The sequence below is a fragment of the Crocosphaera sp. Alani8 genome (genome assembly GCF_038442745.1).
Taxonomy (GTDB): domain Bacteria; phylum Cyanobacteriota; class Cyanobacteriia; order Cyanobacteriales; family Microcystaceae; genus Crocosphaera.
Map to the genome: position 1 here is coordinate 1 of NZ_JARVCN010000024.1, position 15,823 is coordinate 15,823.

The following is a 15,823-nucleotide window of genomic DNA, read 5'->3' on the forward strand; positions in this document are numbered from 1 at the left end:
CTGTGGTCATTCCCTAAAGCATATTTTGGAACTTTTCAGAATGAAATAGCCCTGTCGCTAATATTTCTGTTTCTTCAGTATTTACTGTCCCCAAAAATAGGAAAGATATTCCTAGGGTTGTTGAAGCGGTAATGCTGGCGATTGCTTCATGGTTAAAAATGAAATTTTATTTTTTTATCTTTCAACTAACTCCTTAAAGTGATTCCAAGAATTATACCAGAAATAACAATTAATCAAACAATTGCGAATTTTCTCAGTAGTTTAAAACAAACTTCTTTTTCAGGAGATATTCAAGGAGATTTCGCTAATCGTTTAATCGCTTCAACCGATAATAGCATTTATCAAATTCTACCCCAGGCTGTTGTTTTTCCTCGCACAACCCAAGATATTAGTAAAACTTTTAAATTATCTGAAAAAAGCGAGTTTGAATCTATTACTTTTTCTCCCAGAGGGGGTGGAACTGGCACCAATGGGCAGTCACTTTCTCCTAGTATTATTATAGATTGTTCTAGGCACATGAATCAAGTATTAGAAATCAATATAGAAGAACAATGGGTGAGGGTTCAACCTGGGATTATTCTAGACGAACTAAACAAAATTATAGCTGATCATGATCTATTTTTTGCACCGTCTCTCGCTCCCAGTAACCGTGCAACTATTGGTGGAATGATTAACACAGATGCTGCGGGTAAAGGTTCTCGGATTTACGGGAAAACAAGCGACCATATTTTACAATTAAACTGGGTTTTATCTGATGGAACACTAGCATCTTCTTCTAAAATTAATTTGGAAAAATTAAATCTCTTAAAAGAACAACGAGGAAGATTAGGAAAGATTTATAAAATAATAGACGAGATTGTTTCTGAAAAAAAAGAATTAATCGATAAAGTATTTCCTAAGTTAGCTAGATTCATGACTGGTTATAATTTAGCAAAAGTTTATGATAAAGAGCAAAAATACTTTGATATTAATCGAATTTTAGCAGGTTCAGAAGGAACACTAGGAATTATTACTGAAGCACGATTAAAGTTAACAAAAATTCCCAAAGCTAAGCAATTATTAGCCATTCACTATCAAAGCTTTGATGCAGCTTTAAAGGATGCAGAACATTTACTAACATATAATCCAGCTGCCATTGAAACAGTAGATGAAATAATTTTGGAATTAGCCAAAAGCGACTGTATTTTTGAGGAGGTTAAAGATTTTGTCTGTGAGGCTAAGGCTATTAATTTAGTTGAGTTTATAGGAGAAAATGATTTTGATATTGAAAAGCAAATAAGTTCTTTGATTGACGACTTACGGAGTAAATCAAAATCACAGATTATCGGCTATTATATAACGTCTAAAACAGAAGAAATTAAGCAATTGTGGTTATTAAGAAAAAAAGGGGCTACTTTATTAGGAAAAATGGCAGGCAATCGCAAACCGATTGCTTTTATAGAAGATACTGCTGTTTCTCCTACTAATTTAGCCAATTATACCCGTGAGCTTAAAATACTCCTGAGCAGTTATAACCTTAAATATGCAATGTTTGGTCATGTAGATGTAGGATGTCTCCATGTTCGTCCAGCTTTGGATATGAAACTGACCAAAGATGAAAAACTCATTAGAGAAATATCTGATAAAGTTATTACTTTAGTTCGTAAATACGGTGGAGTGATTTGGGGAGAACATGGTAAAGGATTTCGTAGCGAATACACTCCTTTATTTTTTGGTGAAGAACTATATCAAGACTTAAGAAAGATAAAACAAGCTTTTGATCCTGACAATAAATTAAACCCAGGAAAAATTGTTACTCCCTACAATAGTACCGATAAAATTGTTAAGCTAGAATCAACTTTAAGAGGACACTTTGATCGCCAAGTATCTCAACAGTTTAGAAAAGAGTATGAAGCTGCTTTCAATTGTAATGGAAATGGTGCCTGCTTTAACTTTGATTTTGATGAACTTATTTGTCCTTCCGCTAAACAAAGCCGAGATCGAATTCACTCTCCAAAAGGAAGAGCAATGTTATTGAGAGAATGGTTAAGATTACTATCAAAATCAAACTCTGAAAAAGATGGCAATGAGAGTTTAAGTATTTTAAAAAAAATCTTTTATACTTTACAAAAATGGCAAAGAAAAGAAGATTTTTCTCACGATATTTATATAGCAATGCAGGGATGTCTTGCTTGTAAAGCTTGTGTAAGTCAATGTCCAATTCATGTTGATATACCTGATTTAAAATCTCGGTTTTTAGAACTTTATCATGGTCGTTATTTACGTCATTTAAGAGATTATTTTATGAGCAATATAGAGCAATTAGCTTATTATCAGTCTTTTGCTCCTAACATATTTAACAAACTTACCCAAAATTATTTCAGCCAATTATTGATTACTAAAGGATTAAATTTAGTTGACCCACCTTTAATTAGTCCCCTTATTTTACGCCAACAATTAACAATAGAATTAAGAATAGAAACGCTAAAAAAATTATCGAGAGAAGAACAAAAAAATAGTATTATTTTATTACAAGATGCGTTTACTAGCTTCTACGAATCACAATTAGTGATAGATGTTTATGATTTTTTCAATAGCTTAGGCTATGATGTGTATATTTTACCTTTTTTTGTCAATGGGAAACCTTTGCATCTAAAAGGATTTACTAATGATTTTAAAACTGTGGTTCAGCACAATATTAATAACTTGAAATGTGTTTTAGATTTAGATATCCCTCTGATTGGAATTGAACCAAGTATGACTCTAACTTATCGAGATGAATATGATAGAATTGTAGGGAATAAAAACAATTTAAATAAAGTTCAACTTATTCAAGAATTCTTAGTTAAACAAGATAAAATATTGCCCAAGCTTCAAACAAGTAATTCCTACTACTTGTTAGGACACTGCCACGAAAAGTCTATTGTTTTTAACTCCCAAAAACAATGGCAAACAGTTTTTAAAAATATGGGTATTAGATTAGAAACACTATCCGTTGGTTGCTGTGGAATGGCTGGAATGTACGGTCATGAAAGAGAAAATCATGAAAAATCTAAAGATATTTATCACAGTAGTTGGTATCAATATCTACCTAAAAATATTGAAGATAGACCCCATTATTTAGTCACTGGATATTCTTGTCGTTCACAAGTAAAAAGACTATCCGGATGGAAACCCCAACACCCTATTCAAGCTTTAAATCAACTAATCTCTTTCTCCAAAAATAACCGTTCCCAAACGAATCATGGTTGAGCCTTTTTGTACTGCTAATAAATAGTCATTAGACATTCCCATAGATAACTCTTTTAATCGTAAAGATGACTCTTGTGTTATTCTAATGGCTGTTTCTTTTGTTTTGTCAAATGTGTCTAAACATTCGTATTCAGATAATCCTAACGGTAATATAGTCATCAATCCTTCAATTTTTAAATTTTTCAAGGATTCTAATGTGGGTAAGTCTTGAAAAAGTTCCACAGCTTCCCAACCATATTTGTTAGGATCTGGCAATAATTTAACCTGGAGAAAAACTCTAGGAGAAATAGAATTTTTCATAGCTAACTTATCTAAGTGTTCCGCTAACTTGAGACTATCAACCGAGTGAATCCAGTGAAAATTCTCTAGTATTTTTTTAGCCTTATTAGTTTGAATATGACCAATAAAATGCCAACAAATATCTTCATATTCTTGTAAATCTTCTTGCTTCAGAAGTGCTTCTTGAACACGACTTTCTGCAAAATCACGGATTCCGTAATCGTAAGCTTCTTTAATCGCAGCTACTGACTTTTTTTTTGTCACAGCAATCAAACGAACCGACGAAGGGATTTGAGATAGAATTTTGTCAAGATTCTTCGCAATTGTCATATTATTTAAGGAAAGGTTTGTCTATACATAGCTTGAAAGTCCTTGTACTCTTGAATAAGTCCTAGACGGTGAAGATTACGCAAACGCTTTTCTACTAATAATCTAGCATCTGAGCGACTCACCGGTTCAAACACCGTATTATTGGGTATCATCTTCACTAAAAAAAATAAGCGTTGAGCGTATAATGTAGTAAACAACTCTTGATTGTCATCAAGGATGCAGACACGATAAAGAAGACCGAAAATAGGATGATTAAAATAAGTTTCGTTACTCATTCTTAACAGTTAAAAAGTTACTCTAATGATAAACCTCCGAATGCCGCAAGTCTAGATGTATTATAGTAAAATACTCACAAAAATGCCTATTAATTTAAGTATCACACATAAAGATGACAAAGCAAATTACTTATAGTCCTGCTTATACCTTGGTTCCCACTTACGAATGTTTTAACCATTGTACCTATTGTAACTTTAGGGTTAATCCTCATCAAGATCAGTGGTTAACTTTAGAAAAGAGCAAAAATATATTACAGCAATTGCCACATAAATCAGTTTGCGAAATTTTAATTCTAAGTGGGGAAGTTCATCCCCAGTCTACTAGGAGAAAAGCTTGGTTTCAAAACATTTACGACTTGTGCAAACTAGCTTTATCTATGGGTTTTTTACCCCATACTAATGCAGGAATTTTAAGCTTTTCTGAAATGGCAACTCTAAAAACAGTTAATGTGTCTATGGGTTTAATGCTAGAACAAATTACTCCCCAACTTTTAAAGACAGTCCATCGTCATTCACCCAGTAAATTACCTTCCTTAAGGTTACAACAATTGGAATGGGCTGGTCAGTTAAAAATTCCTTTTACTACAGGTATTTTAATAGGAATAGGAGAAAAAGAGAAGGACTCCTGGAAAACATTAGAAGCGATCGCAGAAATTCAAACAAGATGGCACAATATTCAAGAGGTTATCATACAACCTCATCAACTAGGAAGCAAGCAAAAACTGGCAGTATCGACTTTTCCTATTCATCAACTACCAAAAATGGTAGCTAAAGCTAGAGAAATATTACCCAAATCTATTACCATACAAATCCCTCCCAATTTAATTACAGATTCTCAATGTCTGTTAGATTGTTTAGAAGCAGGAGCCAGAGACTTGGGTGGAATCAGTCCTAAAGATGAGGTAAACCCAGACTATCCTCATTTTTCTCATCAAGGTTTAGTTGATTTATTATCCTCTCGAGGATGGCAATTAGTTCCCCGTTTTCCTTTTTATCCCAAATATCAAAGTTGGTTGTCATTATCTTTACAAAAAGCTGTAACTTCCTGGGAACATATTCCCAATTTTACCCCTCATTGTCAATTTAATTAGGAATTGCTAAAATTAATCTAAATTATATAATTGGGTCATAAATTCATGCTAAATCAACTTACTTTCCAAAGTTACGTTTCTCTTTTAGCTAGGTTCTTTTTATCCGCAATTTTTATTAAGTCTGGTATCAGTAAGTTGTTATCTCCGGCACAAACTCAAGCGTATATGGCTTCTAAAGGATTACCCTTAACCGAAGTATTGCTATGGGCAACTATTTTGGTTCTAATATTGGGAGGATTGTCAGTTTTACTCGGATATAAATCTAAAATTGGTACTTGTTTGTTGATTGGATTTTTAATTCCTGCTACCTTTATCTTTCATGGAACTTTTCCAGAAGAAGAAATCGCTTTTTTTAAGAATTTAGGTTTAATGGGTGGTCTATTAATGGTACTTGCTTTTGGTTCTGGAAAATTCAGCTTAGAAAACTATTTAAAATCCTAACTTACTAGGGGTGTTGAGATAATTAATAAATTACCCCCTAGTCTGATAATACATACTTCTCGTCTCTTATGTAGGATATAAAAAATTTATCAATTCAAGATAAAATATTTAGTAGACACTAATTAATCTTATCAGTAAGATGACAAATTCACCCACACTTTTGAGTCCTTGTCAAGTCGGTAGTATTAACCTAAAAAATCGAGTAGTCATGGCACCTTTAACCCGTTCAAGGGCTGGAGAAGAAAGAATACCCAATGACCTCATGAAACAATACTACACACAAAGAAAATCAGCCGGATTGATTATTAGTGAAGCAACAGTTATTTCTCGACAAGGTTGTGGTTGGTTGAATAGTCCAGGTATTTATTCAGATAAACAAATGGAAGCTTGGAAACCAATAACCCAAGCACTTCATGAAACAGAAACTCCGATTTTTTTACAACTTTGGCACTGTGGAAGAGCATCCCATAGTAGCTTTCAAGAAAACAATCAATTACCAGTTTCTGCTTCTGCTGTGAAACTGAATGGTGACTATATTCATACTCCTATTGGTAAAGAACCTTACGAAACTCCTCGTGCTTTGGAAACAGAAGAAATCTCTGGTATTCTTGAAGACTATCGCTTAGCTGCAGAGAGAGCCAAAAAAGCTGGTTTCGATGGAGTTGAAATTCACGCAGCAAACGGTTACTTAATTGATCAATTTTTACAATCAAAAACAAACCATCGTACAGACAAATATGGAGGAAGTATTGAAAACCGTTCCCGCTTTCTGCAAGAAATTCTTGAAGCAACATTAACTGTATTTTCTTCTAGCCAAATAGGGGTAAGATTATCCCCAAACGGTGCTTTTAATGATATGGGCTGTCCTGAATACAGAGAATTATTTACCTACGTTGCTCAACAGTTGAATAAATATAGTTTGGCATATCTTCATGTGCTAGATGGGTTAGGATTTGGATTTCATGAACTAGGAGAACCCGTAACACTAGGAGAACTTAGAGAAGTCTTTGATGGTATATTAATAGGAAATTGTGGTTATACACAAGAGACTGCAGAAGCAACAATTAACGCAAAAGAAGCTGATTTGATTGCCTTTGGTCGACCCTTTATCAGTAACCCCGACCTAGTAGAAAGGTTTACTAATAATTGGCCTTTAAATCCTCCTGCTGATATTAAATATTGGTACTCTTTTGAACCAGAGGGTTATGCTGATTTTCCTACTTATGAAGAAAGTTTAACAAGTTAATTGATTTGAATATTTTTAGTAGAGATAGTCTATTAATTATCTCTGCTATAGGAGAAAGTCTTGGATATACAAAGTTTAATTTCTCAACATATAGTTAAGTTCGTTGACTCTCAAATTATATCAATTCAGTTAAAAAAATATGAGAAAAATTAACATTTTCTGCACAGCACAAAAATGTGAAGTCTTGTTACAAAAACATCTCTCAAGCTTGCAAAGAGTCGAGAGTATTAGAATATTATATAGTGAGGATTATGTGAATTCTTTTGTTTTTGATTTCATTATTTTATCCAGCATTAACTATGATTACTGAAACGCAACTGCCTAGTTTGGAAGCCTTAGACTATTTACCCTATCTAGATGAAACTGGAGTAATTGACGAAAACTTACAAAATAAAATTGGAGTCTACGCAATTTTCAACAAAAATAAGCAGTTAAAATTTATTGGTTATTCCCGTGATATTTATGCCAGCTTAAAACAACATTTAGTCCGTCAAACATATCAGTGTCATTGGCTGAAAGTTACAATCATAGACCGTCCCAGTAGAAGCATACTAGAAGACATTAAAAACTGCTGGACTCAAGAAAATGGAAATTTATCTATTAATGATGAGCATAATCAAGTCTTATGGACACGACCTATAGATGCTAAAATTTGCATGACAGAAGACGAAAAACAGACATATCAAAATAGCGATGAATCAGGCAAAGTTAAAGTATTAAAAAAAGTTTCCAGAAGAGTCCAAGGAGATATAGAAAAAAGATTAAAAGAACGAGGAAATAAAATGGGAATTCGCTTTAATTTTAAACTCAAAACACAAGGATTATTAGACTTACAATAAAATTGATCCCTAGAACCACTGATAACTGATTACCGAATAAATGTTGTACATTAAAAGGTGAAGTTAGTTTGAAAATCAAGGAGCAACCCCGAATGACCTGGCGCGGTTCAATCACTATATCAGATCGCATTTTTAGCACTTTAGTCTATTGCTTTGCCATTTTCGACACTGCCTATTTTGGCACTTACCTGGTTCAACAGTTTCCGGCTTTTAACTTTTTATTGCTTCCTGCTATACCAGTAGGACTAACTTATAACTTGGTAAGTTCCCTACTGGGTCCGTTGGGACGTTTTGGTAGTTTTCTTGTATTTATCATTTTATTTGCCGCCGTAGTTCGCAACGATAGAATTAGCCATTTTATCCGCTACAATGCCATGCAATCGATTCTCATCGGTATTCTATTAGCATTGGGAGGGATTATTATGCAATTCGTCTTGATGCCGGCTTTGCGAGGTGGCATTATTATTGAAACCCTCTTTAATGTACTATTTTTAGGTGGTCTAGCCGCCTCCTATTTTTCTATGATCCAGTCAATTCTGGGCCGCTACGCAGAAATCCCTACCATTTCTGAAGCCGCTTATTCTCAGGTTCGCTGGTGATCATGTCATTGGTACACTCATGACGGGGTTTTCAATGCCACCTATACCCTCTATTTCTACTCGAATGCGATCACCAATCTTAATAGGGCCTACCCCTTCGGGGGTTCCCGTCAGAATAATATCCCCAGGAAATAGCGTAAGAATCTGAGAGATGTAGGAGACAATGGTTTGAGGGGAGAAAATCATATCCTGTACCAAAGCACACTGGCGCGGTTCTGTCTCATTGTTAACAAAAGTTTGAATTGCCGCAGCTGCACTCAATTCACGAATCACCCAAGGACCAAGAGGACAAAACGTATCAAACCCCTTTGCCCGAACCCACTGATTATCTTTTTTCTGAAAATCACGGGCGGTAACATCATTAGCGATAGTATAACCCCAAATTTTGCTACGAGCCTCTTTCTCAGAACAATTTTTAGTCACCTCACCTATCACTAAAGCTAATTCCCCCTCATAATCAACTTGCTGAGACTGCTGAGGATAATAGATGGGTTGCCCTTCTCCAATAATACTAGAAGGAGGTTTCAGAAACAGTAATGGTTCTTCTGGCACCTTATTACCCAATTCTGCAGCGTGGGCTTTATAATTTCTGCCCACAGCAATAATTTTAGAAGGAAAACAAGGAGCCAAAAATTCGTAACTATCAGCCTTCAGGACAACGCCACTGGGTTGGCCTCCGTCCCAAGGGGCAGCGTCAAACACCGCCACACTGCGATTAAGATTGAGGGAGCCGTAATGGATGTTTCCTTGATTGGTTTTTACTCGAACGTAGCGTTGCGGCATATACTTGAGCAGTAAAATAAGTTAGAACCAGACTAACTAGCTTTTCAATATTTGAGCCATTAGTCATGGAGTCGTAGTATGATCTTAAAGGAATCTGTCTCAAAAAGGGGACATTTTTTCTTTGATTAGTTTCCATTAGTCCTTGCTTCTTGACTTTAAGTCATTGATGAAGCCAACTTGTCCAGAAGGAGTTTAAACCCATGAGCCAACAATACGAAATGATTTTTATCTTGCGTCCTGATTTCTCAGAAGAGCAAGTAAACCAAGCTGTAACCACCTATAAGGAATTCTTGACTGAAAATAATGCCACTAATCTAGAAGTGAAAATTTGGGGCAAACGTCGTCTCGCCTATCCCATTCAAAAAAAGGTAGATGGTATTTACGTTCAGTTTAATTATCAAGCAGATGGAACCCAAATCGCACCCCTAGAACGGATGATGCGTTTGGGGGAAGAAGTTATGCGCTATCTCACCATCAGACTAGATACAGTTTCCTCAGAGACAGCAGAGGAAGAACCGGAAGTGGCAGAACCCGAAGCGGTTGCTTCTGAAGCTTAACCATAAAAAAAGATTCAACTCCGCGGTGGTTCGCTGCGGAGTTGCTCTCCTAACACCGAACTCAGGTTGCTCACTCTTTCTGAGCCAACATAGCTCTTAACTGCCCACAAGCGGCATTGGCTTCTAGTCCCCGTGAATAGCGTACAGTAACAGCAATATTTTGTTCTTCTAAAATACTGCTAAATGAGTTAATGCTGTCAGCGTTTGGTCGTCGATAGTCCACTTCTTCTATAGGGTTATAGGGAATCAAATTAACATGACTTTGAAACCCTTTTAAACATTTAGCTAATTTTATTGCTTGTTCTGGGAGATCATTAACTCCCCCTAATAAAATGTATTCAAAACTCACTCTTCTTCCTGTTATTTCTACATATTTTCGACAATCAGCTAATAGTTTAGGAAGAGGATAGAATTTAGCACTGGGGATGAGTTTTTCTCTCAAACTTTGATTTGCTGCATGAAGACTCACAGCAAAGGTTACTTGTAGTTTATGATGAGCTAATTCTAAAATTTTCTTCTTTACACCTACAGTAGAAACAGTGAGCGATCGCTGTCCTATTCCCATATCTTGATTGAGAATTTTAATAGCTTTGACCACTTCTTTTGTGTTTAATAACGGTTCTCCCATTCCCATAAACACAACATGACTAACTCTTTCTTGAAACTCCTCTTGTACGGTTAATACTTGATCTACAATTTCTGCACTGCTTAAATTCCGTTCATACCCCCCTTTTCCAGTTGCACAAAAATCACAACTCATGGGACATCCTACTTGAGAAGAAACACAAACCGTTAAGCGTTTTGCTGTTGGTATTCCGACAGTTTCAATGATTAATCCGTCTTCTAATTGTAAAAGATATTTTCTAGTTTTATCTGGGGCAACGCTACAGTGATAAATGCTAGATCGACCGATAGGATAATCTTTTAATTCTTCTCTTAATGCTTTGGGAAAAACAGAGATTTCGGTGAGGGAGCGCGCACCTTTTTGATACAACCATTGATGGAGTTGTTTGCCTCTATAGGCTGGTTGTCCTTGTTGTTTTACCCAAGTAGTTAATTCTTCTACGGATTTTCCTAGTAGGGTTTCTTCTGTTAATGGCATTTAGATTAAACGATAAAAATTAATATTTTGTAGGGATTTTTCAGAAGACTTAAGACATAAAAATGTAGAATCAAGAAGCATCAAAATTCCCAATTCTACACTTACTGTAATCGCTTTTTCTTTTACTCTTCCTCTTCTCCTTGGGAAATGGCAAAACTCAATGATCCTAACTCTAATTTTTCACGTACTTGTTGTTCGATGGTTTCAGCAACTTCCAAATTTTCTTCTAAGTATTTAACCGCGTTATCTCTTCCCTGAGAAATGTTGTCTCCGTTGTAACTATACCAAGCTCCTTTACGGGTAACCACATCGCATTGTTCAGCTAAATCTAACATACACCCCATCTGAGAGATTCCTCTCCCGAAAATAATGTCAAATTCAGCAATACGGAACGGTGGGGCTACTTTATTTTTAGCTACTTTTACCTTAGCACGAATACCATATTCTCCTTCGCTACCTTTTTTCAAAGTTTGAATACGACGAATATCTAAACGAACCGAAGCATAAAACTTGAGTGCGGTTCCCCCGGTTGTAACTTCCGGACTTCCGTAGGTTACTCCAATTTTTTGCCGTAACTGGTTGAGGAAAATAACTACACACCCGGATTTACCAATATTTCCAGCGATTTTACGCAACGCTTTACTCATCAAACGAGCTTGTAAACCCACTTGAGTATCTCCCATTTCCCCCTCAATTTCTGCTCGGGGAACCAACGCTGCTACCGAATCAATAACCACTAAATCCACTGCTGCCGATCGCACTAACTGATCGACGATTTCTAAGGCAGATTCTCCCGTATCTGGCTGAGCTACTAACAAATTATCGATATCTACCCCCAAAACCCCTGAATAGGTGGGATCTAGCGCGTGTTCAGCATCCACAAACGCTGCCACACCCCCTGCTTTTTGAATTTCTGCGATCGCATGGAGGGCTAAGGTAGTTTTACCAGAACTTTCTGGTCCGTAAATTTCTACTATTCTTCCCATGGGCAATCCTCCCCCCAATGCTAAATCTAGGGTTAAAGCACCAGTGGATAAGGTTTCTACCTTCATTCTGGCTGCGTCTCCAAGACGCATTATGGAGCCTTTACCGAAATTTTTCTCAATTTGGTTGAGAACTAAGCTTAATGCCTTTTCTTTATCTGGATTGTTCGTAATCGCAGCCATTAGTCCCTCTATCTAATTCTTACACAACTATTTTAGTACAAAAGTATTTGATTTATTATAGCTTGTTTTGCTGATAATAACTGTGATGATGAAAATTTTGTTAGATTTGCCTACACATAGGGTAACATTAAAACCAAAATGGGTAAGGTGGCAAATTTACGGTTATTTTTGCTTATTTTTATCTCATTAAATAAAATTAGCGATAATTTGCCCAATTATACTCGCAGAAAATCGTGACTTTAATTATTGCTGGCGATCGCAGTGGCACAGGGAAGACAACCGTTACTTTGGCATTATTGGCTTTTTTAAAGCAAAAATCCGCTCAGGTTCAATCTTTTAAAGTGGGTCCAGACTATATCGATCCCATGTTTCACAGTTATATCACAGGTCGTCCCTGTCGCAATTTAGACCCGATTCTAACCTCTATTGGTTATGTTAAATCCTGTTTTGCCCAACACTGTCAGGGTGTTGATTATGCACTGATTGAGGGGGTTATGGGATTATTCGATGGGGTTCCTTTTCAGAAAGCAGGAGAAAGCAAGCAGGAGACTGTAGGGGAGATAATCAATCCCAACCTTCCAGGAGGGGAAGAAGAAACTCAGTATCAAAATTATGGAAGCACGGCGCACATCGCTAAAATTTTAAAGATTCCTGTGGTGTTAGTCATTGATTGTAGTCGTTTATCGGGATCGGTGGCGGCGATCGCTTATGGATACGGTTTTCTTGATGCTGATATTAACCTTGTTGGAGTAATTTTGAACCGAGTGGGGAGTGATCGCCATCTAGCCTTACTTAAAACTGCTCTGGAACCTCTTAACATAGCGGTTTTAGGAGTAATTTATCGTCAAGAATCTTTAACAATTCCAGATCGTCATTTGGGACTAGTACCCACCCAGGAACTCCCAGAAATTGATTGTTTCTTAGACAGATTAGCTTATTTAGCAGAAAATTGTTTTAATTGGGAGCAATTACTGCCTTACCTCACCACTTCGTCCCCCAATTACCCTATTTCTCAGTCTCCCTATTGTCCAGTAACTCCACTGGTTAAAATAGCGATCGCTCAAGATAAAGCCTTTAACTTTTATTATTCTGACAACTTAGACATCCTAGAACAATGGGGAGCCAAGCTATGTTACTGGAGTCCTATGAATGATGAAAGCTTACCCGAAGGTGTTGCTGGTTTATATTTTGGGGGTGGCTTTCCTGAAATGTTTGCCTCGGCTTTATCTAGCAACAAAAAAGCCTTGAAGATGGTTAAGGAGGCAATTGAGAGGGGAATGCCTACTTATGCCGAATGTGGGGGGTTAATGTATCTGTGTGAAAAAATCGTTAACTTTGAGGGAAATGTTTGGCCAATGGTGGGCATTTTAGGCACAACCGCTAAAATGGGGAAGAAATTGACTTTAGGGTACAAACAAGGAACCGCTTTGCGTTCTAGTTTACTCTTGAATCTCGGAGAAGTCCTTTGGGGTCATGAATTTCATCGCTCTGAGTTAACCATTCCCCCTAGTCAACCTTTATTTCATTTATCTAGTTGGCATACAAATAGCCCTAGTCATGCAGAAGGATGGTACCATCGTAACCTTCATAGTTCCTATCTACATCTCCATTTTGGAGGTTGCCCCCAAATCGCTGCAAGATTTTTTCGTCATACCCTTGATTTTTCTAAATACCTTACGCTAGACTAGTGTTTGTAAACGTAAAGAATAACCGTTTAGGTAAGACAGGAGGTGATGCCCATGATAGATAGTAGTAAAACCGTGGGTCTTCTGGTTGGAGTTAGCCGGCTGAGTGCCGGGGCCGTTCTCTAGAAGTTAATTCCCCTTGGATGTAACTAAAGCTGGAGTTCCTTCCGGCAGTTAGGTTTCAATCAGAAGACCCGCAAACAAGAATTAAACCCCCAGTTTTACAAGGTTTTCTAGTATGACTGGGGGTTTTAAGGTGTATTCAAAAATCGAATTAGGAGATAGAGAGTTTATAGTCCCTATCTCCTAATTCGTATATTAGCTAAGTTCAATATACTTAGGTTGATCCATAATATGGATAGTATCAACAAAACGGGCTGTCTTAGATTGACTCGAAATTACCAAACTTTGAGTCCTTGCGCCACCATGAAAGAAACGAACACCTTCCATTAAGGTTCCTGGAGTGATACCACAAGCAGCAAATAGTACGGTTTCACCACTGGCCAACTCCCTATCAGTGTAAACCCGATCAGCGTCTTCGATACCCATCTCTTTGAGACGAGCCAAGTTTCCTTCACGGCTCTCTCCAATTAAACCGGTTTTGACCACTTCAGGATCATAAATTAATTGTCCTTGGAAGTGACCGCCTAAACAACGCATGGCAGCCGCAGAAATCACCCCTTCAGGAGCCGCACCAATACCCATTAAGGCGTGAATATTGGTTCCAGCGAACCCACAGGAAATAGCCGCAGAAACGTCACCATCGCTGATGAGACGAACCCTTGCGCCAGCCGCACGAATTTCTTGAATTAATTCTTTGTGACGAGGACGATCCATCACCACAACCACTAATTCCTCAACGCTACGTTCTAAGCAGTCTCCTAAGATTTGGAGATTTTCAGTAGCTGATTTATTGATGTCAACGTGACCTTTAGCTGCAGGAGGGGCGGCTAACTTCTTCATGTAGAAGTCAGGGGCCGCGAATAAACCGCCTTTTTCAGAAATAGCCAATACAGCCATAGAACCGTTTTGTCCGTAAGCAACCAGGTTGGTTCCTTCACAGGGATCAACAGCGATGTCAATTTCAATCAATTCTTCTGGGTTGCAGAAATTTTTGGCATCTTCACGGGTACAAATGCCAACTTCTTCACCGATATAGAGCATAGGAGCATCATCCCGTTCCCCTTCTCCAATGACGATCCGGCCACGCATATGAATTTTGTTCATTCTTTCGCGCATGGCTTCTACTGCTACTTCGTCAGCAGTATTTTTCTCGCCTTTACCCATCCATTTTGCTGAAGCGATCGCCGCTTGTTCGACAACTTCAATAATTTCTAAACCTAGTGTGCTTTCCAAGGTATGTCCTCCCTATCTCCTTATCTTATTTTCTCAGAGGTGGTCTTAAATTTAGGCCTTAGTGAAAAGTCTATCAGAGTTCGGGGATCTCATTAAAATTTTTCTAAAAATTCGCTTGATCAACTACAAAGTTAGTAGTCCAGTCGACAAGACTACTATCTGGAAATTAAGCTAATAAAGTAAGACAAAATGCAGTACAGTAAACAAGACTCGAGAAAATTAATGAATTTAGTACCGCTTCAATTTAATTCTCTAAGCTGGATTGGGTTTACTGTCGTAGGTTTCATGTCTAGCTTAGTTTGGGTGCAAATTGGCGAAGTAGATGATTTAAAGCTTTTACAAGCAATGATTGGAGTGACTATTATTGCTTGTTTTCAGGCTTTGGTCTTAAGTCGTTTTATGCCCCACCCCTGGTTATGGATTTTATCTACGTTCGTAGCTTGGCTTTTGATGGGAGAAAGTAGTTTAGGACTTATCGGTTGGTTTGCTCCACGAACTGAGTTAACTATGGTTCGTCTAACTACTGGATTAATGTTAGGTGGCACAGCCGGATTATGGATTGGCTGTTGGCAGTGGTTTATATTGAAATCTTTTATACATAAAAGTTATCTTTGGATTTTTATTAGTAGTATAACTTGGTCTTTCGCATTGTCAGGAGGCTGGATGGTAGGAGGGATACTACATTCGATTACTCATCTTTTTTTGGGGGAGGTTATAGGGTTAGTTCTTGTTTGGACATTGGTAGGAATGCAAACAGGAATTGCTTTAAGTTACTTATTAAAGAAGTGAAGCCAATCTCACACTAACTGAGAATGGCTTCTTGTAAATATTGAGTCTGGCATC

At 37.2% G+C, this 15,823-nt stretch carries 15 protein-coding genes; 9 read left to right on the plus strand and 6 right to left on the minus strand.

Going from position 1 to position 15,823, the window contains the following annotated elements:
- Positions 1 to 198 precede the first annotated feature (198 nt).
- On the plus strand, positions 199 to 3,231 hold the full coding sequence (locus P9B04_RS01965) for an FAD-binding and (Fe-S)-binding domain-containing protein (RefSeq protein ID WP_342053321.1): 3,033 nt from the start codon (positions 199 to 201) through the stop codon (positions 3,229 to 3,231).
- Here P9B04_RS01965 and P9B04_RS01970 read toward each other — a convergent pair.
- Positions 3,184 to 3,840, minus strand: coding sequence for a YggS family pyridoxal phosphate-dependent enzyme (locus tag P9B04_RS01970; RefSeq protein ID WP_342053322.1), 657 nt, complete (start codon positions 3,838 to 3,840; stop codon positions 3,184 to 3,186). The genes P9B04_RS01965 and P9B04_RS01970 overlap by 48 nt on opposite strands.
- Before the next feature lie 5 nt (positions 3,841 to 3,845).
- Positions 3,846 to 4,115 (minus strand): transcriptional coactivator PipX, encoded by a 270-nt coding sequence (gene pipX / locus P9B04_RS01975; RefSeq protein ID WP_342053323.1) that lies wholly within the window; start codon positions 4,113 to 4,115, stop codon positions 3,846 to 3,848.
- 113 nt (positions 4,116 to 4,228) lie between these two features.
- On the opposite strand from pipX, the gene cofG reads away from it, so the two are divergent.
- The 5 genes from cofG (at position 4,229) to P9B04_RS02000 (ending at position 8,331) form a co-directional block, all read left to right on the plus strand.
- Positions 4,229 to 5,206, plus strand: a complete 978-nt coding sequence (cofG, locus tag P9B04_RS01980; protein WP_342053324.1) for a 7,8-didemethyl-8-hydroxy-5-deazariboflavin synthase subunit CofG — start codon at positions 4,229 to 4,231, stop codon at positions 5,204 to 5,206.
- A gap of 45 nt (positions 5,207 to 5,251) precedes the next feature.
- Positions 5,252 to 5,647, plus strand: a complete 396-nt coding sequence (locus P9B04_RS01985; protein WP_342053325.1) for a DoxX family protein — start codon at positions 5,252 to 5,254, stop codon at positions 5,645 to 5,647.
- A 130-nt stretch (positions 5,648 to 5,777) separates the two neighbouring features.
- A complete protein-coding gene (locus P9B04_RS01990; protein WP_446717958.1) occupies positions 5,778 to 6,893 on the plus strand; it encodes an alkene reductase in 1,116 nt (371 codons plus the stop codon).
- Positions 6,894 to 7,192: 299 nt separating this feature from the next.
- Positions 7,193 to 7,732: a GIY-YIG nuclease family protein gene (locus tag P9B04_RS01995; RefSeq protein ID WP_342053327.1), complete on the plus strand. Its 540-nt coding sequence runs from the start codon at positions 7,193 to 7,195 to the stop codon at positions 7,730 to 7,732.
- A 92-nt stretch (positions 7,733 to 7,824) separates the two neighbouring features.
- Positions 7,825 to 8,331: a Tic20 family protein gene (locus tag P9B04_RS02000; protein WP_342053328.1), complete on the plus strand. Its 507-nt coding sequence runs from the start codon at positions 7,825 to 7,827 to the stop codon at positions 8,329 to 8,331.
- On the opposite strand, the gene P9B04_RS02005 is transcribed toward P9B04_RS02000, so the two are convergent.
- Positions 8,332 to 9,114: a fumarylacetoacetate hydrolase family protein gene (locus tag P9B04_RS02005; protein ID WP_342053329.1), complete on the minus strand. Its 783-nt coding sequence runs from the start codon at positions 9,112 to 9,114 to the stop codon at positions 8,332 to 8,334.
- Positions 9,115 to 9,314: 200 nt separating this feature from the next.
- On the opposite strand from P9B04_RS02005, the gene rpsF reads away from it, so the two are divergent.
- The gene (gene rpsF / locus P9B04_RS02010) at positions 9,315 to 9,671 is read left to right on the plus strand and encodes a 30S ribosomal protein S6 (RefSeq protein WP_342053330.1); all 357 of its coding nucleotides are present in this window, start codon (positions 9,315 to 9,317) and stop codon (positions 9,669 to 9,671) included.
- A 70-nt stretch (positions 9,672 to 9,741) separates the two neighbouring features.
- Here rpsF and rlmN read toward each other — a convergent pair whose 3' ends face one another.
- Entirely contained in the window at positions 9,742 to 10,773 is a 1,032-nt protein-coding gene (gene rlmN / locus P9B04_RS02015) for a 23S rRNA (adenine(2503)-C(2))-methyltransferase RlmN (RefSeq protein WP_342053331.1), read from the minus strand.
- Positions 10,774 to 10,895: 122 nt separating this feature from the next.
- Positions 10,896 to 11,939 carry a recombinase RecA gene (recA, locus tag P9B04_RS02020; RefSeq protein WP_342053332.1) on the minus strand — a complete coding sequence of 348 codons (1,044 nt, stop codon included), beginning with the start codon at positions 11,937 to 11,939 and terminating at the stop codon, positions 10,896 to 10,898.
- Positions 11,940 to 12,172: 233 nt separating this feature from the next.
- Here recA and P9B04_RS02025 point away from each other — a divergent pair, with 233 nt between their 5' ends.
- Positions 12,173 to 13,627 carry a cobyrinate a,c-diamide synthase gene (locus P9B04_RS02025; RefSeq protein WP_342053333.1) on the plus strand — a complete coding sequence of 485 codons (1,455 nt, stop codon included), beginning with the start codon at positions 12,173 to 12,175 and terminating at the stop codon, positions 13,625 to 13,627.
- Positions 13,628 to 13,942: 315 nt separating this feature from the next.
- Here the strand turns inward: P9B04_RS02025 and glpX are convergent, their stop codons facing one another.
- Entirely contained in the window at positions 13,943 to 14,980 is a 1,038-nt protein-coding gene (gene glpX, locus P9B04_RS02030; protein WP_342053334.1) for a class II fructose-bisphosphatase, read from the minus strand.
- Positions 14,981 to 15,265: 285 nt separating this feature from the next.
- Between glpX and P9B04_RS02035 the strand changes: the two genes are divergently transcribed.
- Positions 15,266 to 15,769, plus strand: coding sequence for a hypothetical protein (locus P9B04_RS02035; protein WP_342053335.1), 504 nt, complete (start codon positions 15,266 to 15,268; stop codon positions 15,767 to 15,769).
- Positions 15,770 to 15,823 lie beyond the last annotated feature (54 nt).